This is a genomic window from Bradyrhizobium sp. DOA9 (assembly GCF_000617845.2).
Lineage (GTDB): Bacteria > Pseudomonadota > Alphaproteobacteria > Rhizobiales > Xanthobacteraceae > Bradyrhizobium.
The window spans coordinates 1,596,445-1,617,454 of record NZ_DF820425.1 but is presented as its reverse complement, the minus strand read 5'-3'; the positions used below and the strand labels follow the sequence as shown (position 1 = coordinate 1,617,454).

19 protein-coding genes are annotated in these 21,010 nt (G+C 65.7%); 11 read left to right on the top strand and 8 right to left on the bottom strand.

The window, feature by feature from the left end; genetic code table 11:
* Positions 1-62 precede the first annotated feature (62 nt).
* Positions 63-698, top strand: a complete 636-nt coding sequence (locus BDOA9_RS07475) for an HAD-IA family hydrolase (protein ID WP_025033318.1) — start codon at positions 63-65, stop codon at positions 696-698.
* A 118-nt stretch (positions 699-816) separates the two neighbouring features.
* On the opposite strand, the gene mtnA is transcribed toward BDOA9_RS07475, so the two are convergent.
* The 3 genes from mtnA to BDOA9_RS07460 form a co-directional block, all read right to left on the bottom strand.
* Complete coding sequence (gene mtnA, locus BDOA9_RS07470; protein WP_025033317.1) at positions 817-1,920, bottom strand: S-methyl-5-thioribose-1-phosphate isomerase; 1,104 nt, start codon at positions 1,918-1,920, stop codon at positions 817-819.
* Positions 1,921-1,950: 30 nt separating this feature from the next.
* Positions 1,951-2,826 carry an S-methyl-5'-thioadenosine phosphorylase gene (locus tag BDOA9_RS07465; RefSeq protein WP_025033316.1) on the bottom strand — a complete coding sequence of 292 codons (876 nt, stop codon included), beginning with the start codon at positions 2,824-2,826 and terminating at the stop codon, positions 1,951-1,953.
* A 92-nt stretch (positions 2,827-2,918) separates the two neighbouring features.
* Positions 2,919-3,191 (bottom strand): phosphopantetheine-binding protein, encoded by a 273-nt coding sequence (locus tag BDOA9_RS07460; RefSeq protein WP_025033315.1) that lies wholly within the window; start codon positions 3,189-3,191, stop codon positions 2,919-2,921.
* A gap of 361 nt (positions 3,192-3,552) precedes the next feature.
* Here BDOA9_RS07460 and BDOA9_RS07455 point away from each other — a divergent pair, with 361 nt between their 5' ends.
* From BDOA9_RS07455 to BDOA9_RS07425, 7 genes are all read left to right on the top strand, one after another.
* Positions 3,553-4,770 (top strand): acyl-CoA dehydrogenase family protein, encoded by a 1,218-nt coding sequence (locus BDOA9_RS07455; protein WP_025033314.1) that lies wholly within the window; start codon positions 3,553-3,555, stop codon positions 4,768-4,770.
* A 50-nt stretch (positions 4,771-4,820) separates the two neighbouring features.
* Positions 4,821-5,801 (top strand): amino acid--[acyl-carrier-protein] ligase, encoded by a 981-nt coding sequence (locus BDOA9_RS07450; RefSeq protein WP_025033313.1) that lies wholly within the window; start codon positions 4,821-4,823, stop codon positions 5,799-5,801.
* A 41-nt stretch (positions 5,802-5,842) separates the two neighbouring features.
* Positions 5,843-6,718 carry an acyl-CoA acyltransferase gene (locus BDOA9_RS07445; RefSeq protein ID WP_025033312.1) on the top strand — a complete coding sequence of 292 codons (876 nt, stop codon included), beginning with the start codon at positions 5,843-5,845 and terminating at the stop codon, positions 6,716-6,718.
* 197 nt (positions 6,719-6,915) lie between these two features.
* Entirely contained in the window at positions 6,916-9,783 is a 2,868-nt protein-coding gene (locus BDOA9_RS07440) for a PAS-domain containing protein (protein WP_025033311.1), read from the top strand.
* Positions 9,784-9,985: 202 nt separating this feature from the next.
* Entirely contained in the window at positions 9,986-10,963 is a 978-nt protein-coding gene (locus BDOA9_RS07435) for a tripartite tricarboxylate transporter substrate binding protein (protein WP_025033310.1), read from the top strand.
* A gap of 190 nt (positions 10,964-11,153) precedes the next feature.
* Entirely contained in the window at positions 11,154-11,639 is a 486-nt protein-coding gene (locus BDOA9_RS07430; protein ID WP_025033309.1) for a tripartite tricarboxylate transporter TctB family protein, read from the top strand.
* A gap of 4 nt (positions 11,640-11,643) precedes the next feature.
* Positions 11,644-13,152 carry a tripartite tricarboxylate transporter permease gene (locus BDOA9_RS07425; protein WP_025033308.1) on the top strand — a complete coding sequence of 503 codons (1,509 nt, stop codon included), beginning with the start codon at positions 11,644-11,646 and terminating at the stop codon, positions 13,150-13,152.
* A gap of 121 nt (positions 13,153-13,273) precedes the next feature.
* Here BDOA9_RS07425 and BDOA9_RS07420 read toward each other — a convergent pair whose 3' ends face one another.
* On the bottom strand, positions 13,274-14,968 hold the full coding sequence (locus tag BDOA9_RS07420; RefSeq protein WP_025033307.1) for a bifunctional diguanylate cyclase/phosphodiesterase: 1,695 nt from the start codon (positions 14,966-14,968) through the stop codon (positions 13,274-13,276).
* A 221-nt stretch (positions 14,969-15,189) separates the two neighbouring features.
* Between BDOA9_RS07420 and BDOA9_RS07415 the strand changes: the two genes are divergently transcribed.
* The gene (locus BDOA9_RS07415; RefSeq protein ID WP_025033306.1) at positions 15,190-15,450 is read left to right on the top strand and encodes a hypothetical protein; all 261 of its coding nucleotides are present in this window, start codon (positions 15,190-15,192) and stop codon (positions 15,448-15,450) included.
* A 5-nt stretch (positions 15,451-15,455) separates the two neighbouring features.
* On the opposite strand, the gene BDOA9_RS07410 is transcribed toward BDOA9_RS07415, so the two are convergent.
* The 3 genes from BDOA9_RS07410 to mtgA form a co-directional block, all read right to left on the bottom strand.
* Positions 15,456-16,109 carry a hypothetical protein gene (locus BDOA9_RS07410; RefSeq protein WP_025033305.1) on the bottom strand — a complete coding sequence of 218 codons (654 nt, stop codon included), beginning with the start codon at positions 16,107-16,109 and terminating at the stop codon, positions 15,456-15,458.
* A gap of 140 nt (positions 16,110-16,249) precedes the next feature.
* Positions 16,250-16,432, bottom strand: coding sequence for a 50S ribosomal protein L32 (gene rpmF / locus BDOA9_RS07405; protein ID WP_007598106.1), 183 nt, complete (start codon positions 16,430-16,432; stop codon positions 16,250-16,252).
* 170 nt (positions 16,433-16,602) lie between these two features.
* Positions 16,603-17,277, bottom strand: a complete 675-nt coding sequence (gene mtgA / locus BDOA9_RS07400) for a monofunctional biosynthetic peptidoglycan transglycosylase (protein ID WP_025033304.1) — start codon at positions 17,275-17,277, stop codon at positions 16,603-16,605.
* Positions 17,278-17,438: 161 nt separating this feature from the next.
* On the opposite strand from mtgA, the gene BDOA9_RS07395 reads away from it, so the two are divergent.
* A complete protein-coding gene (locus BDOA9_RS07395) occupies positions 17,439-18,362 on the top strand; it encodes a polyprenyl synthetase family protein (RefSeq protein WP_025033303.1) in 924 nt (307 codons plus the stop codon).
* 10 nt (positions 18,363-18,372) lie between these two features.
* Positions 18,373-19,065, top strand: coding sequence for a DUF1345 domain-containing protein (locus tag BDOA9_RS07390; protein WP_025033302.1), 693 nt, complete (start codon positions 18,373-18,375; stop codon positions 19,063-19,065).
* Between the two features lie 24 nt (positions 19,066-19,089).
* On the opposite strand, the gene BDOA9_RS07385 is transcribed toward BDOA9_RS07390, so the two are convergent.
* Positions 19,090-20,883: a caspase family protein gene (locus BDOA9_RS07385; RefSeq protein ID WP_025033301.1), complete on the bottom strand. Its 1,794-nt coding sequence runs from the start codon at positions 20,881-20,883 to the stop codon at positions 19,090-19,092.
* Positions 20,884-21,010: the final 127 nt, after the last annotated feature.

Genomic DNA, 21,010 nt, shown 5'->3' with positions numbered 1-21,010 from the left:
GACTGGCCCTTGCCGATAGCGCATGCTAGCCCTCTTGGAAAGCAATTGACGAGGGCAGGATCGTGGCGATCGAGGCGGTGATCTTTGATTTTGGCGGCGTGCTGACCAGCTCGCCGTTCGAGGCGTTCACGCGATTCGAGACCGAGCGCGGCCTGCCCGCCGACATCATCCGGCGCACCAATGCCGCCAATCATCTGGAAAACGCCTGGGCCAAATTCGAGCGGGCCGAGGTCGACATCGACAAGTTCGACGAATTGTTCGCCGCCGAATCGCTCGCGCTCGGTGCGGAGGTGCGCGGCCGTGACGTGCTGCCGCTGCTGCAGGGCGACCTTCGCCCCGAGATGGTCGAGGCCCTGAAGCGCATCAAGGCGCAATTCAAGACCGGCTGCATCACCAACAATCTGCCGGCCAACGCGATCGGCAGCATGACCGGACGCTCGCTTTACATCGCCGAAGTCATGGTGCTGTTCGACCACGTCATCGAATCCGCCAAGATCGGCCTGCGCAAGCCTGATCCGCGCATCTACCAGATGATGGTCGAGACGCTGAAGGTCGATCCGAACGATTGCGTCTATCTCGACGATCTCGGCGTCAATCTGAAGCCGGCGCGCGAGATGGGAATGACCACGATCAAGGTCACCAGTGGCGCCCAGGCAATTGCCGAGCTTGAGGCCGCGACGGGGCTCAAACTCCGCTAGAGCGTCATTCTCCGTCATTGCGAGCGCAGCGAAGCAATCCAGACTGCCTCCGCGGAAAGACTCTGGATTGCTTCGCTGCGCTCGCAATGACGGTGGGACCATCTCGCTTACGAACTGCCTATTCCGCGGCAGCAACCCGCTCCGGAAACGCCGCCGCCAGCGCGGCGCGATCCGGCTTCAGCACGCCGCGCTCGGTGATGAGACCGGTGACGAGCCGCGCCGGGGTCACGTCGAAGGCGTAGTTCGCGACCGGCGAACTCTCGGGCACGATGCGCACCGTCTCCAGCCGTCCGTCGGCGGTGCGGCCGGTCATGTCGGTGACCTCCACGCCGCTGCGCTGCTCGATCGGGATGTCGCGGATGCCGTCGTGAACGGCGAAGTCGATCGTCGGGGACGGCAGCGCGACATAGAACGGCACGCCATTGTCGTGCGCGGCGAGCGCTTTCAGGTAGGTGCCGATCTTGTTGCAGACGTCGCCGTTGGCGGCGACGCGGTCGGTGCCGACGATGGCGAGATCGACCATGCCGTGCTGCATCAGGTGCCCGCCGGTATTGTCAGGGATCACTGTGTGCGGCACGCCGTGATGACCGAGCTCCCAGGCCGTGAGCGAAGCGCCCTGGTTGCGCGGACGCGTCTCGTCGACCCATACATGGATCTTGATGCCGCGCTCATGCGCAAGATAGATCGGCGCCGTCGCCGTGCCCCAGTCGACGGTGGCGAGCCAGCCCGCGTTGCAATGGGTCAGCAAATTGACCACCTCGCGCGGCTTCTTCGCCGCGATCGCCTCGATCAACTTCAACCCGTTGCCAGCGATGCCGCGATTGATCTCGACGTCCTGCTCGACGATCTCGTCGGCGCGGGCATAGGCCGCTTCCGCCCGTTCCACCGGATCGATCGGCGCGAGCGCGTTGCGCATCTCGTCCAGCGCCCATTTCAGATTGATCGCTGTCGGGCGCGCCACGACCAGCATGTCATAGGCCCGCTTCAGCCCGGCGTCGGAAACATCCTCGCGCATCGCGAGCGCCATGCCGTAGGCGGCGGTGGCGCCGATCAGCGGCGCGCCGCGCACCAGCATGTCGCGGATGGCAACGGCCGCATCTTCACACGAGGTCAGCCGCGCGATGACGAATTCATGCGGCAGCCGGCGCTGATCGATCGCGCCGACCGACCAGCCGTCGCGCTCGCGCCAGATGCTGCGGTAATGCTTGCCGTCGACCTTCATGGCATTCTGCCTTTTCGTTCTTCTTGCGTCTCAACCGCGCAGGATACGCCCGGCCACCGCATCGAGCTTCTTCAGGAGCTCGGGATCGCGCGCCTCGGGGGCCGTGATCAGCGCGGTGTCGAGCGCACGGTCCGACCCGATCGGGCACGGCTCGTGCTCGCGCGGGAAATCCCTGGCCAGCCGCGCCACCAGCGACTTCGCCTTGTCGGCGTTGGAGATCAGCACGCGGATGATGTCCTGCACGGTGACCGCATCGTGGTCGGGATGCCAGCAATCGAAATCCGTCACCATCGCCACGGTGGCGTAACAGATCTCCGCCTCGCGCGCGAGCTTGGCCTCGGGCATGTTGGTCATGCCGATCACGGAATAGCCTAGCGTCTTGTAGGTCATGCTTTCCGCGTAAGTGGAGAATTGCGGCCCTTCCATGCAGACATAGGTGCCGCCGCGCGCGACCGCGATGCCTTCGGCTTCCGCGGCGGCCGCCAGATGGATGCGCAGCCGCGGCGAGACCGGGTGCGCCATCGAGACATGCGCGACGCAGCCGCGGCCGAAGAACGAGCTCTCGCGCTTGTGGGTGCGGTCGACGAACTGGTCGACGAGAACGAAGGTGCCGGGCGGCAGCTCCTCCCTGAAGGAGCCGCAGGCCGACAGCGAGATCAGGCTCGTGACGCCAGCCCGCTTCAGCACGTCGATATTGGCGCGATAGTTGATGTCGGACGGGGACAGCCGGTGCCCCTTGTCATGCCGCGGCAGGAACACGACCGGCAGGCCGGCGATGGAGCCGCGCCGCACCGGCGCCGACGGCTCGCCCCAGGGGCTCTTGATCACCTCTTCGCGCGCACCCTCTAAGCCGGGCAGGTCATAGATGCCCGAGCCGCCGATGATGCCCAATACCGCCTGCGTCATGCCTGCTCCACCCTGTCCGTCACATGTGACATGGTTAAGCTATGCCAGTTTTGCGGCAGATTTGGAACGGGGGTGGGCAGATGCGCCCTTGGTTAAGCCGCGGTCGCCGGCTGCAGCTGGATGGCCACCATCTGCTCCAGCGTCTCGACGGACTGGAAATTCTCCGGCGTGATCTCGGATTGCGGGATGGTGAAGTCGAATTCGGCCTCGACGGCGAGCATGAGATTGACCATGTCCATCGAGGTCAGGCCGATATCGACGAGCTTGATTGACGGCGTGACGTCCGCGGCGAGCGAATTCTGCTCGAGGATGCCCTTCACCAGCTTGATGATGCGATTGCGCAAATTGGTATCGAAGGCCTGCATCGGCAAATTCCCATCTGTCCATAAGGGGTCGTGACCGGACTACCGGCTACGATGGGCGCGGCTGGCCGGTCCTGCAATGGGCGGCACCAATACTTCGCGTTTCTTAGTAAACGATGACTCAGATTGTCCGAAATCCAGGCTTCTTCCAAAATCCTAACGCGATGCCGGAAAATCCGGTGATGCGAACAACCGGCCTTTAACTGTTCGTTCGGAATTGCGTTTTGTTTACCCTCTATTTCATCGACGAATTTGAATTAAATCCGTAGCCTCGTCTCACAAGCAAAGATCGCCGGAGGATCGCATCGAGCGGCATCGCGAATGATGGCGGCGATCTCGAACGGCAAACCGGAGGCGGACGAGCATGAACGTGCGTGAAGCAGTCCTCACTGTCGACGAAACGCAGACGAGCTTTCTCGAGCAGGGTCCATCCCTGATCGAGCGCGCCGCCCGGACGGCCGCGGCTGCCGCGGCCGACGCGGACGGGGTCGATCGCGACGCCCGCTTCCCGCACAAGGCCTTCGACGTCGCGCGGGAGCAGAAGCTGCTCGGCGTGATGGTTCCGGTCGAGTTCGGCGGCTTCGGTGCCTCGATCCACGACGTCACCGACATCTGCTACACGCTCGGACGCGCCTGCGCGTCCACGGCGATGATCTACGCGATGCACCAGACCAAGGTCGCCTGCGTCATCAGGCACGGCCATGGCATTCCCTGGATGGAGACCATGATGCGCCGGGTCGCCCGCGACCAGTGGCTGCTCGCCTCCTCCACCACCGAAGGCCAGAACGGCGGCAACATCCGCGCCAGCGCCGCCGCGGTCGACCATGCCGGCGACACCGTCTCGCTGGTGCGCGATGCCACCGTGATCTCCTACGGCGCCGAAGCCGATGGTCTCGTCACCATCGCCCGCCGGGCCACCGACGCCGCCGCCTCCGACCAGGTGCTGCTGGCGCTCGCCAAGGACGATTATTCGCTGAAGCGGACGCTGGGCTGGGAGACGCTCGGCATGCGCGGCACCTGCTCGACCGGGTTCGAGCTGAAGGTCGACTGTCCCGCCGACCGCGTCTTCCCGGAATCCTACGACAAGATCCACGCCCAGACCATGACGCCGTTCGCGCATCTGTGCTGGTCATCGGCCTGGGCCGGCATCGCCGCTGCGGCGGTGACGCGCGCGCAGGCCTTCATCCGCAAGGCGGCGCGCTCGTCCGGTGGACAGATGCCCCCGGCCGCGGCGCACTTCACCGCCGCCAAGATGTCGCTGGCCAGGCTGCGCGCGCTGATCGCCGCCAATATCGACGCTTTCGCCCGCTTCGAGCATGACGAGCGTGCGCTGACCTCGCTCGACTTCCAGTCTTCGATCACGCTCTTGAAGGTGCAGGCCTCCGAGCTCGCGGTCGAGACCGTGATGCACGCGATGCGCACCGCGGGCCTTGCCGGCTACCGCAACGACGGCGAGTTCACCATGGGCCGCCACCTCCGCGACGTGCTGTCGTCGCCGATCATGATCAACAACGACCGGATCCTGGCCAACGCCGCGACATCGACCTTGATGAGCGGGGTGCCGACGAGCCTTTCCGACTGACGTGCCTCCGCTTCAACAAGAATAATTTTGAGATAGCAGGACATCGAACCATGAATATTGCCGTCCTCCCCGACTCACCCGCCACCGCGCCGCAGATGACCGATCCGCTCGATCATCTCGCCGACAAGCTGTTCCACCGCATGGGCGCCGATGGCGTCTACGCCCGCACGGCACTCTATGAAGGCGTCGTCGAGAAGCTCGCCGCGCTGATCACGGACCATCGCGAGGCCGGTACCGAGGTGATGCGCTTCCCGCCGGTGATGAGCCGCGCGCAACTGGAGAAGTCCGGCTATCTCAAGAGCTTTCCGAACCTGCTCGGCTGCGTCTGCGGCCTGCATGGCACCGAACGCGAGATCAACGCCGCGGTGAGCCGCTTCGATGCCGGCGGCGACTGGACCTCTTCGCTGTCGCCGGCCGACCTCGTGCTGTCGCCGGCCGCCTGCTATCCGGTCTACCCGATCGCGGCGAGCCGTGGCCAATTGCCGAAGGGCGGCCTGCGCTTCGACGTTGCCGCGGACTGCTTCCGCCGCGAGCCCTCGAAGCATCTCGACCGGCTGCAATCGTTCCGGATGCGCGAATATGTCTGCATCGGCAGCCCCGACGACGTCGCCGATTTCCGCGAGCGCTGGATGGTGCGCGCGCAGAAGATTGCCACCGATCTCGGCCTCACCTTCCGTGTCGACTATGCCAGCGATCCGTTCTTCGGCCGCGTCGGCCAGATGAAGGCTGTGAGCCAGAAGCAGCAGCAGCTCAAGTTCGAACTGCTCATTCCGCTGCGCTCGGAAGAGCAGCCGACGGCGTGCATGAGCTTCAACTATCACCGCGAGCATTTCGGCACGACCTGGGGAATCCAGGACGCCGACGGCGAGCCGGCCCATACCGGCTGCGTTGCCTTCGGCATGGACCGTCTGGCGGTGGCCATGTTCCACACCCACGGCACCGATCTTTCCGCCTGGCCTGCCAAGGTGCGGGATGTCCTGGGCCTGCAGCCGACTGTCGCGGCCGAGGCCCATGGCGAAGGCTGGCGCTAACGCAACTCACGAGGCCGACCATTTCCACGGGCAAGACGAGCGTGATCCATACCAAGATCCGATGCCGCGAGATCACCGAGTCCGACGTCGACAAGATCGCGGACTTGCTGACGCGCGGCTTCGTCGGCCGTTCGCGCGACTACTGGATTCAGGGCCTGCGCCGGCAGGCCTTCCGGATCGTGCCGGAGGGCTATCCGCGCTTCGGCTACATGCTCGACGACGACGGCACGCCGGTCGGCGTGCTGCTCTTGATCTACACCGCACGCAACGAGGGCGAAGAGACCGCGATCCGGTGCAATTTGTCGAGCTGGTATGTCGACCCGGCCTACCGCAACTACGCTCCGCTGCTGACCAAGATCGCCCAGCGGCACAAGCACGTCACCTATTTCAACATCAGCCCGGCGCCGTGGACCTGGCCGATCATCGAGACGCAGGGCTTTCGCGCCTATTGCCGCGGCATATTCTTCTCCGTTCCTGCGCTGGCGCCGGTCCCGCGCTGGAGCGAGATCGAGGTCATTCCGCCGCACGCCAAGGAGATCAAGGGGCTTTCCGAGGCGGAGACCGAGCTCCTGACCCGACATGCGCGCTACAATTGCCTCAGCCTGGTCTGCCGCACGCCGAAGGGAACGTTCCCCTTCATCCTGCAACCGGTGCGCATCCGCCGCGGCTTCATCGCACCGCCCGCGATGAAGCTGATCTATTGCCGGAGCGCTGCAGAATATGCCGAATGCGCCGGCCGCATCGGACGGCTGCTGCTGCGGCTCGGCAAGATCGCGGTGGCCATCGACGCCAATGGTCCGGTTCCCGGCCTCGTCGGCATCTACACCGAGCGGCGCGGCCGGAAATATTTCAGGGGCCCGGACCAGCCACGGCTCGGCGACCTCACCGATACGGAACTCGTGCTGTACGGGCCGTAGTTAGGCCCACAGCCAATAGTCCGGCACCGTCATCCTGAGATTGGGCTTCACTGCAGATCGCGACACACGCATCTTCATCATCGCCGGTCACCCTCCGTAAACTACGGCGCTTAAGGGAATTTTCCGGCCTCTTCGCTAGTCTCGGCGGCTGAACTAGGTTGCACCAAGTCTGTTGCCTGCCGAGGCCCCGCCGCCCCATGATGTCGACCCGCGACAGCGAGCTTGGTAAAGGGCGTGAGCAGGGCCCAAGCGCCCTGGTCGCGCTGAGCCAGCTTGCGCTCGACCACATGGAACAGGGCGTCTGCGTTTACGATGCCCACAACCGGATCGTGCTGACGAACCAGCGCTACCTCACCCTGTTCGACATGTCGGCCGAAATCGTGCGGGTCGGCACCAGCTACCGCGAGGTGCTCGCGCACAGCGCAAGCCGCGGTAACTTTCCCCAAGACCAACTCGACGCCTTGTATTCGACGCGGATGGCGCAGATCGCCGCGGGCAAGCCGTTCCGCACCGAGCAGCGGTTGGCGAGCGGCCTCGTCATGTCGCTCGAACTGAAGCCGCTCCCCGGCGGCGGCTGGATGACGATCTGCGACGACGTCACCCGCCTCGCCCGGCTCGAAGCGGAGCTGCGCGTGCAGACCGAGCGCAGCCAGCACGCGCTCGCCAACATGTCGCATGGCCTGATCATGTACGACGTCGACAGCCGCGTCGTCGTCTGCAACGAACAGTTCCTGAAGCTCTACAACCTCGATCCCGAGATCGTGAAGCCGGGCGTCTCGCATTGCACGGTGATCGAGCACTGGATGTCGCGCGGCAACCTGCCGGGCATGTCGGGCGACGAATTCCACCAGAGCCGGCTGGAGGATGTGCGCAGCAGGAAGCCGAAGACGCTGCTGGTGATGCGCTACGACGGACGGATGGTGCAGGCGGTCTCCCGCTTCCTGCCCGATGGCGGCTGGGTGACGGTGCACGAGGACGTCACGGAGCGGCTGCAATACGAGGAAACGCTGCGGCAGCAGAATTTCATCCTCGATGCGGCGCTGGAGAACATGGCGCACGGGCTCGCCTTCTATGACAGCGACATGCGGCTTCGGGTCTGCAACACCACCTACCGCAAGATCTACCGGCTGTCGCCCGAGGAGACCCGGCCCGGCACCCATCTGGCCGAGTTGATCGAGCGATCGATGGCCAACGGCGCGTTCAACTCGGAATATAGCCCGCAGCAGATCCTCGAAGCCGCCCGCGCGCGGATCGGGAGCCGCGACTCCTCGCCGATGCGCCGCCGCATGTCGAACGACACCGTGATCTCGGTGCGCTATTGTGCGCTGGCCGAAGGCGGCTTCGTCGCCACCTATGAGGATATCACCGAGCGCGAGCATGCGATCGAGGAGCTGAGCGAGCAGTACCGCCGGTTCGACGCGGCCCTGAACAACATGAGCCAGGGCCTGTGCATGCTCGACGCCAACCTGCGCGTGATCGTCTGCAACCGCCGCTATTTCGAGATGTACGGATTGTCGCCGGAGATCGTGAAGCCAGGCGTCTCGATGCGGGAGATCATGGAGCACAGCTGCGAGCTCGGTATCCATCCGAACATGACGGGCGCCAGGCTCTATGCCGACTACGTCGAGAGGCTGCGCGAGGGCGAGCACACGCTGCACCGGCATTTGAGCGACGGCCGCATCATCAAGCTGAAACACAAGCGCATGGAGCATGGCGGCTGGGTCGTGACCTACGAGGACGTCACCGAGCGCCACAAGGCCCAGGCCCGAGTGGCGCACATGGCGCGGCACGATTCGCTGACCGACCTGCCCAACCGCACGCTGTTCCGCGAGAAGATGGGCGAGGGACTGAACCAGGTCGCGATCGCCGGCGGCGCCATGGCGGTGCTGTGCTTCGACCTCGACAATTTCAAGACCGTCAACGACCGCCTCGGCCACGCCGCCGGAGATCGCCTGCTGTGCTGGGTCGCGGCGCGCCTCAAGGAGAATGTCGGCGAGCACGACACCGTCGCACGGCTTGGCGGCGACGAGTTCGCCGTTCTCCAGCGCGGGCCGCAGCCGCAATCGGCCGAGGAGCTCGCCCGCCGTCTGGTCGACATCATCGGTCATCCGCCGCCGCTGGAAAACCAGTCGATCCATGTCGGCGTCTCCGTGGGTATCGCGATCGCCCCCGACCACGGGCTCGACGCCGATGAGCTGATGAAATGCGCCGATCTCGCGCTGTACCAGGCCAAATCCGAGGGGCGCGGCGCCTATCAGCTGTTCGAGCCCGAGATGGAGGAAGAGGCGCGCGGCCGGCATGCGCTGGAGCAGGATCTGGTCGGCGCGTTGGAAAGGCGTGAATTCCACCTGGTGTTCCAACCGCAGATGCGGCTCGATTCCTCCGAGCTCACCGGCTTCGAGGCGTTGCTGCGCTGGAAGCATCCCTCGCGCGGCTTCGTCTCTCCGGCCGAATTCATCCCGATTGCGGAGGAGAACGGGCTGATCGTTCCGATCGGCGAATGGGTGCTGCGCACGGCCTGCGCGACGGCTGCGTCCTGGCCCGGCGTCACCGTCGCGGTGAACCTGTCTCCGGTGCAGTTCCGCTCCCGCGCCCTGGTCGCGATGGTCACGAGCGCGCTTGCGGAAGCCGGCCTGCCGCCACAGCGGCTCGAGCTCGAGGTCACCGAGACGGCGCTGCTCGACGACAGCAAGGCCACCATCGACATCCTGCACCAGCTCCGCGCGCTCGGGGTGCGCGTCAGCCTCGACGATTTCGGTGTCGGTTATTCCTCGCTGAGCTATTTGCGCAAGTTTCCGTTCGACCGCATCAAGATCGACCGCTCCTTCGTCGGCACGCTCGGCGAAAGCCCGGAGAGCGTTGCCATCGTCAGAACGATCGCGAGCCTCGGCTCCGTGCTCGGCGTCGAGACCACGGCAGAGGGCGTGGAAACCGAGGAGCAGCTCGACTTCGTCCGCGAATGCGGCTGCACAGCGGTCCAGGGCTATTATTTCGGCAAGCCTTGTCTCGCCTCGGAAGTCAGCCGCACCATCGAGACGCTGAACACGGTCCGGCGCGTGGCCTGACCCCCTTCGGCGCTCAAATTCCGCCTCTCGGCACGCGGCCACACGACGAATTGTCGCATATCTCGGCCCTGCCGAGGTCGCCCGACCGACAGCCGTGCAGCGCTGCGCGCAATGCGCTTTTCTTCTCCGTCAAATTCAGGAACAATCGCCTCACAATTAGAGACGGCGAGCCCAGAGAGGCCGCCGCGAGGGAGGCGTTTCGATGTCGGGATACGGGCTGAAGACGATTGCATTTGCCGCGGCGCACGCCGTGCTGGGCGCGGTGCTCTCCACTGCCGCCAATGCGCAGGACTATCCGACCAAGCCGATCACGTTGATCGTGCCATGGCCGGCCGGCGGATCGACCGATATCTCGATGCGCGCGATCGCCGACAGCGCCTCGAAGGTGCTGGGACAGCCGATCGTGATCGACAACAAGGCCGGCGGCGGCGGCACGGTCGGGCCGGCGACGATGGCGGCGGCGGCAAAGCCGGACGGCTATACCATCTCGCAGATCCCGATCACCGTGTTCCGTCTGCCCTTGATGCAGGAGGTGTCGTGGGATCCGGCAAAGGATTTCACCTACATCGTCCATCTCACCGGCTACACTTTCGGCGTGACGACCAGTGCGGAGTCGCAGTTCAAGAGCTGGAAGGACGTGGTGGAGTTCGCAAAGGCGAATCCGGGCAAGGTGACCTACGCCACGCCCGGCGCCGGCACCTCGCTGCATATCGGCATGGAGCAGATCGCCGGAATGTCCGGCATCAAGCTGACGCAGGTCCCCTTCAAGGGCGGCGCGGAGACCAATGCCGCCGTGCTGGGACAGCACACCATGCTGCAAGCTGATTCCACGGGATGGCGGCCGCTGGTCGACGCCGGCAAGCTGCGGCTCTTGATGGTGTGGACCGGCGCACGCTCGCCCAACTATCCCGACGTGCCGACGCTGAAGGAGCTCGGCTATCCCATGGTCTATGACTCCCCGTTCGGCATCGCCGGCCCGAAAGGGATGGATCCCAAGATCGTCGCCAGGCTGCACGATGCCTTCAAGAAGGCGGTCGAGGATCCCGCGGTGATCGCCACGCTGGCCAAATACGACATGGTGCCGAACTACAAGAACACCGAGGACTACAAGAAATTCGTCGTCGAGGTCACGGAGTCCGAGCGCAAGGTGATCGAGACGCTCGGGCTCGCGAAGAAGTAGGGCTGCATCACGTTCGTGTCCCGGACGCAGTGCAGCGCTTCTTCAGCGATGCACTGCAGAGCCGGGACCCACCCTTCGTCCACACGCATGGGCCCCGGCTCTGCAGCGCACCGGCCATAGCACGTCGAAGACGTGCGTGAACGCACTTATGGTGTTGCGCAGCGTCCGGGGAACGGCCGAGAGAGAATCGATGACCAACCCAACCAACGTCAAGCTCCGCCTCGGCAACTCCGAGCTCTGGGGCGGGCTGATCGGGCTCGCGCTCGGCGGCTTCGTGATCTGGTCGGGCTTGAAGCTCAAGCTCGGCACCATCAACGATCCCGGCTCCGGCTATGTGCTGTTCTACACCGGCATCCTGATGTGCGTGTTCGCAGGCGCGATCATCGTCTCGGCGATCACCGAGGGCGGGCCGACGCTGGCCTCGCGCTGGGAGAACGTGCGCTGGAGCAAGCCGCTCGTCCTCATCGCCTGCCTCGTCGCATTCGCCTTCGCGCTGGAGCTGCTCGGCTTCCTGCTGTCGTCGATCCCGCTGATGCTGCTGCTGTTGCGGCTGATCGATCCGGTGCGCTGGACGCTGGCGATTCCGATCGCGGTGCTGGTGCCGTCGGGCATGTGGTGGGTGCTGAAGCGGCTGCTGTTGATCCAGCTGCCGTCAGGCCTGTTCGGGATCGGTTGACCCCATGGATACGCTCGTCAATGTCGCCCATGGATTCGGCGTCGCGCTGCTGCCGGTCAACCTGCTCTACTGCTTCATCGGCGTCTTCATCGGCACGCTGGTCGGGGTGCTGCCCGGCATCGGCCCGATCTCGGCGATGTCGCTGCTGCTACCCGTGACGCTGTCGGGCACGCCGGAATCCGGCATCATCATGATGGCCGGCATCTATTACGGCTCGATGTATGGCGGCTCGACCACCTCGATCCTGGTCAACATCCCCGGCGAAGCCGCCTCGGTCGTCACCTGCATCGACGGCCACCAGATGGCGAAGCAGGGCCGCGCGGGCCCTGCGCTCGGCATCGCCGCATTCGGCTCCTTCGTCGCCGGCACCTTTGCGCTGGTTGCCCTGATGCTGGTGGCGCCCAAGCTTGCCAGCCTCGCCATCGCCTTCGGCCCGGCCGAGTATTTCAGCCTGATGGTGCTCGGCCTCGTCGTGCTCACCTTCCTCACCCAGGGATCGATGCCGAAGGCGCTGCTGATGGCCTGCATCGGCGTCGTGCTCGGGCTGATCGGGCTCGACAGCATCACCGCGCAGCCGCGCCTGACCTTCGGCCGCATGGAGCTGATCGACGGCATCGGCCTCGTGCCCGTGGTGATGGGCCTGTTCGGCGTCGCCGAGGTGCTGCTCAACACCGAGCTGGCGATCAAGCGCGACATCATCAACACTGGGATCACCAATCTCCTGCCCAGCACGGAGGACTGGAAGGCGAGCGCAGGCCCGGTCGGCCGCGGCACCATCCTCGGCTTCTTCCTCGGCATCCTGCCGGGCGGCGGCGCGGTGATCTCGTCATTCGCGTCCTACGCGCTGGAGAAGCGGCTTTCGAAGACCCCTGAAAGGTTCGGCCATGGCGCGATCGAGGGCGTCGCCGGCCCGGAATCGGCGAACAACGCCGCGGCGGGCGGCGCCTTCATTCCGCTGATGACCCTCGGAATTCCGCCGAACGTGGTGATGGCGCTGCTGCTCGGAGCCTTCGTCATTCACGGCCTGCAGCCGGGACCGCTGCTGATCACGCAAAACCCCGGCCTGTTCTGGGGCATCGTCGCCAGCATGTATATCGGCAACGTCATGCTGCTGATCCTGAACCTGCCGATGATCGGCATGTGGGTGCAGCTCTTGAAGCTGCCCTACAACATCCTGTTCCCCTTGATCATCCTGTTCACGATGCTCGGCGTCTACTGCTCCGGCAACAACGTGTTCGACGTCTACGTCATGATCACGTTCGGGATCATCGGCTACTTCATGCGCAAGCTCGGCTACGAGCCGGCGCCGCTGGTGCTGGCCTTCGTGCTGGGACCGATGATGGAAAACAACCTACGCAAGTCGCTGATCCTGTCGCAGGGCGATCTCTGGACCTTCGTGCAGCGTCCGATCTCGGGCGTGTGTCTCGTGCTTGCCGTGGTGCTGCTGATCGCGCCGCTGCTGCCGTCGCTGCGCAAGAAGCGCGAGCTGGTGGCGCTGGACGAGGGGGCGTGAAAAGCCCGTTGACTTCGTAGGGTGGGCAAAGGCGCACCGCGCCGTGCCCACGATCTGCCTGAGTTGGAGGAGAGGACGTGGGCACGCTTCGCTTTGCCCACCCTACACCATCTACGCTTCGCTAGCTCGCCGCAGGCAGCGCGCTGTCCGGCGGCGCGCCCCACGGGCGCTCGGCCGAAGCCAGCCCGATCAGGCGACCCTGGATGTAGTCGCAGCCCCAGTCGCGCAGCATGTTTGCGGCTTCGTCGTCCTGCACCCATTCGGCGACGGTCTTGATGTCGAGGCGGCGTGCGAGGTCGATCAGGGTCTGCACGAAGGCGCGGTCGTCGGCGGAACGGGTGATGTTCTGCACGAAGGCGCCGTCGATCTTGACGATGTCCACGCCGAGCTTGCGCAAGTTTCGGAACGAGGTGTAGCCGGCGCCGAAATCGTCGATGGCGATACGGCTGCCGAAATGCTTGAGGCGGCTGACGAAGGCGCGAACCTCGTCGATGTCCTGGATCGCGACCGTCTCGGTGATCTCGACGATCAGCCGCTCGGCAACGCCGGGATGAGCCAGCATCAGCGATTCGATTCCCGCCCACCAATCCGGATCCATGGTCGTATCCGGCGAGATGTTGAGGCTGAGACAGATGCCGGGCGCCGCCGCGAGCTCGGCGACCACGAGCTCGAGCACGCGGTGATCGACCAGGCGGATCAAGCCGAGCCGTTCGGCGACCGGCACGATGTCGGGCGCGAGCAGCACCTGGCCGTCGCCCTGGTCCATCCGCACCAGGCATTCATGGAAGGCGCGCTCGCGCGAGACAGCCGAGACGACGGGCTCATAGGCGAGCCTGATGCGGCGCTCGTTGAGCGCGGTGACGATCTCGTCGGTGACGCGAATGTTGACGCGGCGCTGTGCGTCGCGCGCGGCATCCGGACGCCACGCCGCGAACGAGCCGGAGCGGCGGCGCTTGGCGGCATCCAGCGTCTCGTGGGCACGGTTGACGGCCTCATCGGTGTTGCGGGCATAGCGCGGCAGGCTGACGGCGCCGATCGAGGCGGTGACCGAGACCGGACCGGATTTGGTCGGCACCACCTCGTCGCGGATGCCGGCGAGGAAGCGCTCGGCGGCCACGTTCATGTCGTCGACGGTGCAGTTCTTCAGAATCAGGCCGAATTTGTTGCCGGAGAAGCGCCCGAGCACGTCGCCGCCGCGCAGGCGCGCGCGAATGCGCTTGGCGACGTCGAGGATCACGGCGTCGGCGACGTCGAAGCCGAAGGCATCGTTGACGCGGGCGAGATGATCGATGCCGACCAGCATGAAGGCGGCGGTCGAGCGAAAGCGGGTCGTCTCCTCGATGGCCTCGGCCAGCGCCGCGATCAGATGCGCGCGGTTGAGCTCGCCGGTCAGCGGATCGAGCCGGGCCAGCCTGCTCAATTCCTCGTCGCGGGCGTGGCGCTCATTGTTGATGCGGACGGAGCCGATCGCACGCGTGGGACGGCCATCGGGGCCCGCGAACCAGCGGCCGGTCTCCTCGATCCAGATCACGGGATCGGAGGCGCTCATGCGCACGCCGTACTCGACCCGGTAGGGGGTGCCGCCGGCGCCGTGCATCGGGGACGTCAGCGCCAGTGCGGCGGTCCGCAGAGTTTGCGCAGGCTCGATCAGCTTGGCGAATTCGGCGCCGGTCGCGAGCCGCTCGGCGGGAATGCCGGGGAAGACGGCGCCGACCTGCTCGCCCCAGACGATGGCATCGCTGGCGATGTCCCAGGCGAACACGGCCTGGCCGAGCGCGGCAAGGATGTCGGAAGCTTGCGGCAATGCAGGGGTCAAAGTCGCCTCGATTCGGGACAGTGGAGAAGTCCTGAGTCGGCACAGAATAGGGCCAGATTCGCCCTCGACCCTAGGCAAAGTTGATAAACAATTTGGAAACCACGTTTCCGAAGGCGTCGGAACCAAAGCGGCCCGGCCGGCATAGGCCTTGCGAGTACAGGACTCGCACCGGCGCCCGCGTCCCGAAACGCGACAATTTCGCCGGATCAACGGTGATTGCGATGTTGAGTACTGATCGACAGGACGCGGCGGACAACGGCACAGGCACGGCCCTGGTGCCGCTGATGCCGACGTTGCAGTGGGTCCGCAAGGCGTCGCTGCCGCGTCCCGATCCCAGCTTCATCACACAATTGATCGCCAATGCCGAACAGCTGCCGCAAACGAGCCGGCTCCGCCGCGCCTCCTCCGAGGATGCGCTGATGGCCTATGGCAGCAAGCGGCCGCTCGGAACCGTCAGCGCTCGCACGCGTCAGGTGGCTTGAGGCGATCAGCGTGGCGGCGCGTCAGGCGAGGTCGGCGTGCCGTTCCCCGGCTGCAACTGCGGCGAGGGAATTTCCGGCGAAGCGGCGCCTTGCACCGGCTTGGGCGCAGGATGATCCATCAGCACGGATTCGGCGACGGACTGCGCGCTAGGCGCGGGCGGCGCGGCCGGTGCCGGCTGCGGCGCGATCACCGGCTCGAACTTGCGCCCGGACTCCACATCCTCGGCCGGCGCTTCGGCACTGCGCTTGGCCTTGCGCGGCGCCGGCACCGTCGTCTCGGCGACATAGGTGACGCGGCGGCGGGTGCGCTGGGCAATGCCACTGAGGAAGTCGGCCATCGCCAGCAGCACCAGCAGGAAATAGGTGGAGTTGCCGAATTTGGGCCACATCACGAATTCGGCGGCCGCCGCACCGAAGATGATCAGCGACAGCAGATGATCCATCAGGAATTTCGAGCCCGGCCGCGCGCCCTTGACCACCTCGAGCAGCAGCAGCACCACGCCGAGCGCGAGCAGGAGATCGGCGAGCGTGACCGGCCAGACCTCGCCGGACACCATCGGGACCTTGAACAGCACGTCCGTGAAGGACACGGTCGGCATCAGGAAGGCGATGATGTTGTACACCGCGAGCGGTATCAGAAGCAGCGGGAAACCGACCATCGGCTTGATGCCTTCTCGATCAAGATATCCGGACAGAACAATGCAGCGGCGAAGCATTCGCTCCGCCGCCGTCACCGTCTATCTCATGGGTTGGCCGCAATCGGGCGGGTCCGAACTCCCGCCCGAGAAAGATCCTGGTGTCAGGACTCTTTCTTCTTCAGGACCTGGCGGCCCTTGTACATGCCGGTCTTGAGGTCGAGATGGTGCGGACGACGGAGCTCGCCGGAGTCCTTGTCTTCCACATAGGTCGGCTTCTTGATGGCGTCCGCCGAGCGGCGCATGCCACGGCGCGACGGCGAGGTTTTTCTTCTCGGAACGGCCATTTCAGTATCCTCTAGGGATTGGTGTCATCAGGGCATCGTCCGCAAAGGGACGGCTCAGCACCCGCAAATACGAGGCGAGCTGAATGCCGATCAAGGCCGCGCTTATAGAGGAAGGCCGGCCGTAAAGCTAGGCTCTTGGGCCGGAAAATACGCCCGGAACGGGCTAAAAATCAGCGATTTTCGCGCCAACAGGTCATCAGCGAGCTCGCCTGACCCCGCGCCATGTAGGTGGCCGCCAGCCGCCGGACACCCGGCCCCGGGGTCCGGGCGCTGCGCTTGACCGGATTCGGCAGGATCGAGGCCAGAAGCGCCGCCTCGCGGGGCGAGAGCCTTTCGGCCGACTTGCCGAAGGCATAGGCGCTGGCCGCCTCGACCCCGAACTGCCCCTGCGGGCCGAGCTCGGCGATGTTGAGGTAGATTTCGAGAATCCGCTGCTTGGGCAGGACGAGGTCGATCCAAAGCGCCAGCGGGAATTCCAGTGCCTTGCGGACGAAATCGCGCCCCTGCCACAGGAACAGGTTCTTCGCGACCTGCTGGGTAATGGTAGAGGCGCCCCGGAAGGCGGTGCCGTCCTCCCTGGCGTCGTCGATCGCCTCGCGCAGCGCGCCCCAATCAATGCCGTGATGCTTGCAGAAATGGGCATCCTCGGCAGCCACCACCGCGCGCGGCAGAGACGGCGTCATGTCGGCGAGATCGATCCATTCCCGCTGCATCGGCGCGCCCCGCAAGCTGCGCCAGGCCATCAGCGTCGAAACAGGGTGGCCGGCGCGGTAGAACGGCGCAATCACATAGGGCGCGAGGACCACGACCGCGAGCACCACCAGCAGGATTTTGACGATGCGCAAATCGACCTTTCCGGTGCAAACTGACGAGCGGCCACGGGCTGGAGCATTAAGTCTGTGATAATTCGGGCCTTTTCCAGCACTTTTTAGGCCTTCCAAACGATTGACTGGGGCGGGCGCATAAAGGATTGTCCCGCCGAATTTTAGTTCTGGAGCCCCTCTTGATGACCGGCACGTCCCCGTCCGATTTCGCCAAACGTCTGGACAAGACCGCTGATGACACCGAAGCCCTGCTCGGGCGCCTGCTGTCGGACGACATCCTGCACGACGAAATCGCCCGGCCCAAGCGACTGATGGACGCAATGCGCTATTCGAGCCTGAACGGCGGCAAGCGCCTGCGGCCGTTCCTGGTGGTCGAGAGCGCCGCCGTGTTCGGCGTTCCGCGCGAGGCGGCCCTGCTCGTGGGCGCCGCGCTCGAATGCATCCATTGCTATTCGCTGATCCATGACGATTTGCCGGCCATGGACAATTCGGACCTGCGTCGCGGCCGCCCCACCCTGCACAAGCAGACCGACGACGCCACCGCGATCCTCGCCGGCGACGGTCTCTTGACGCTCGCCTTCGACATCATCACCCGCGACGAGGTCCATCGCGACGCCAATGTGCGGCTGCTCTTGACGCGCGCGCTGGCGCGCTGCGCCGGCATCGGCGGCATGGTCGGCGGCCAGATCCTCGATCTCGCCGGCGAAGGCCGTTTTGGCGGCAACGAGCCGATCGACGTCGCCCGTATCCAGCAGATGAAGACGGGCGCGCTTCTGCGCTACGGCTGCATCGCCGGCGCGATCCTCGGCCAGGCCTCGAGTGCGGAATATCAGGCGCTCGACGATTACGGGCGTGCGCTCGGCGAAGCCTTCCAGATCGCCGACGATCTGCTCGACGTCGAGGGCGATGCCGCCGCACTCGGCAAGCCGGCCGGCGCCGATGCCGCGCTCGGCAAGACCACCTTCGTCACCCAGCTCGGCATCGAAGGTGCCAAGCAGCGCGTGCGCGACCTGCTCGCGCGCGCCGACAGCGCCGTCTCGATCTTCGGTGACCGCGCCGCCGTGCTGCAGGCCGCCGCGCGCTTCGTGGCCGAGCGGAAGAACTGACGCATACCCGATGGCGGTCGAGGGCAAAGAAGATCCCGTCCTCGTCCGCTTCCGCCAGATGTCGCGGCCGATGCGGCTGATCTATGCGCGGCCGCGGACCTTCATTGCGCTCGCGGTCGGCATCCTGGTCTGCCTGCTGCTGCCGGGGACTTATCGGCTGGTGATGCGGCTCGTGCTCGGCTGGGACGCGCTGATCGCGGTCTATCTCGTGCTGGTCTACGCGATGATGCTGTGCAACGACCATCAGCACATTCGCCGCGCCGCCGCGATGCAGGATGACGGCCGCTTCGTGATCCTGCTGGTGACGGCGACCGGCGCCTTCGCCAGCATCGCGGCGATCGTCTCCGAGCTCGGCACGCCGCATCGCGGCGCGCTGGAACTGAGCATCGCAGTCACCACGATCACGCTGTCATGGGCTGCCGTGCACACGACCTTCGCGCTGCATTACGCGCATGACTATTATCGACACGGTACGGCAGGTGGCCTCCAGTTTCCGAGCGGCGACAAGGAAGACCACGCCGATTATTGGGATTTCGTCTATTTCTCATTCGTGATCGGCATGACCGCGCAGGTCTCCGACGTCGGCATCACCGACAAGACCATCCGCCGCACGGCCACCGCGCACGGCATCGTCTCGTTCATCTACAACACGGCCTTGCTGGCACTGACGGTGAATATCGCAGCAAGCGCGATCGCGACGTAGCCGTCGCAAGCTCCGCACGGCAGATCAGTTGCAGACCTCGTAATTGGCATCATTGTGCGGGCCGCCGCCGCCACGATAGGCGAGGTGGCAGCCGGGCCTGACCGGCCGGCAAAGCAGAGCATTGCAAAAGATCTGACCGCTGCCGCGCGAGGCACGGCCCGCGCCGGCCGCCGCAGCTGCACCGTAGCCGCCCGCTGCAGCACCGGCCCGCTGCCGCGCGGGGCGGTCCTCGCCGTCGTCGCGCCGCGAGGTCGCAGGCTTTGACGCGGGCTTGGCGGCGCGCTTCTTCTCGCATTCATTGTCGTCGTTCAGCAGATAGCCGTCGCCGCAAACGATCCTGGTGCACTTGTCGCCTTCGGCCTTGAAACCATGCTCGCAGACCAGCGGGCAGACCCGCGACGGCTTGGCCTTGACCGCATCGAGCGCGTCGGTGCTCGCCACCTTCACGTCGAGCTTGGTGCCGGCATAACGGTTGAACTGCGACAGCGACCGCTGCGAGGACGTATTCCAATTGCCGTCGGCCTGCCCGGAGAAGCAGCCGACGCGGCCGAGCTCGCTCTGCACCGAGCGGCTGAGGTCGGCCGGCGCGGTCGCCGGGGTCAGCGCGGCGACGTTGGCGCCGGCGGCGCTCGTGGTGTTGCCCGGCGCAACGCCCGGCGCCGTGGCGGCGAGATTGACGCGCTGCTGCTCGGCGGCAGCCGCCTGCTGCTGCGCCTGCTCCTTGGCCTTCTGCGCGGCAAGCTGCGCCTGCTCGGCGGCCTTCGCATCGGCCGCGGCCTTGGCTTGCGCATCCTTCTGCGCGCCGAGCGCAGCAAGGCGGTCGCGCTCGGCCTCGGCCTGCTTCGCCTTTTCGATCGCCGCCGCATGCGCCCGCTCGGCGCCGAGCTTCTCGAGCTGGAGCTTGGCGAGGCTCGCATAGAAACCGTCGGGATGCTGGGCGAGGAAGGCTTCCCACGCCGGCCGGTTGCCGACCTGGAGCGCGAGCTCATAGTCGCGGCGGACATCCGCCTGGGGATTGGCTACGGGTGCCGCCGGCGCCAGCTTGACCGGCACCAGCGGCACGTCCTCGCCACCGAGCGAGCCGTAGACGAACGGCTCCTGCTTGTTGCCGGTCGACTTCAGCACGTCGTCGCGCACGAAGCCGAAGGCGCGGCGGACGTCGAGGCCCGGCGTCGTCAGATGCTTCGACAGCGCGATGGTGAACGGGCTGTTGGCACCGTCGCCATCCTGCGCGGTGAAGCCGGCCTTGGCCGAATAGGCGATCAGCGTGTTGGGGCTGGTCGGCTCGACCTGAGCGAGGCCGCGGCCGATGCCGCGCGAGGCAACCGTGCGCTTCATCCTCTTGCTGAACGGATTGTCGCGGCAGGCATCGAGGATCACCAGACGCAATTGCTTGGCAGGCTCGACGGCGACCAGGACACGGTCGAGCGAGAGCGCCTCGTCATAGACGTCGGTGTCGCGCTCGAGCTTGGCATCCACCGGAATCAGATAGTTCGAGCCCTCGACCTCGATGCCGTGGCCGGCGTAGTAGACCACGGCGATTTCGGCATCGCGGGTCGCGTCGGCGAAGTCGCGCAGCACGCGCCGCGTGTCCAGCGCCGACAGATCGTGGCGGGACTCGACCACGTCGAAGCCGGCCTCCTTCAGCGTCTTGGCCATCACCGACCCGTCATTGACGGGATTGGCGAGCGAGGCTGCGTGCTGATAGGCCGAATTGGCGAGCACCAGCGCCACGCGCTTTCCGGCGAAAGCAGGCCCCGCCCCGAACATCAGGCCGAGGGCGACGAGAAGCGGACAAAGTCTGAGCAAGCTGCGCATGACACGACTTCCGATAAGTTCCGGGCCGTTCGGCCCCTGGGACCGCTTTAGCAACATCCATCGCCGGCGCTTGTGATGGAGGTCACGAACGGGACCCCGACGACAGGCCGTACGGCCTCTTTGTTTG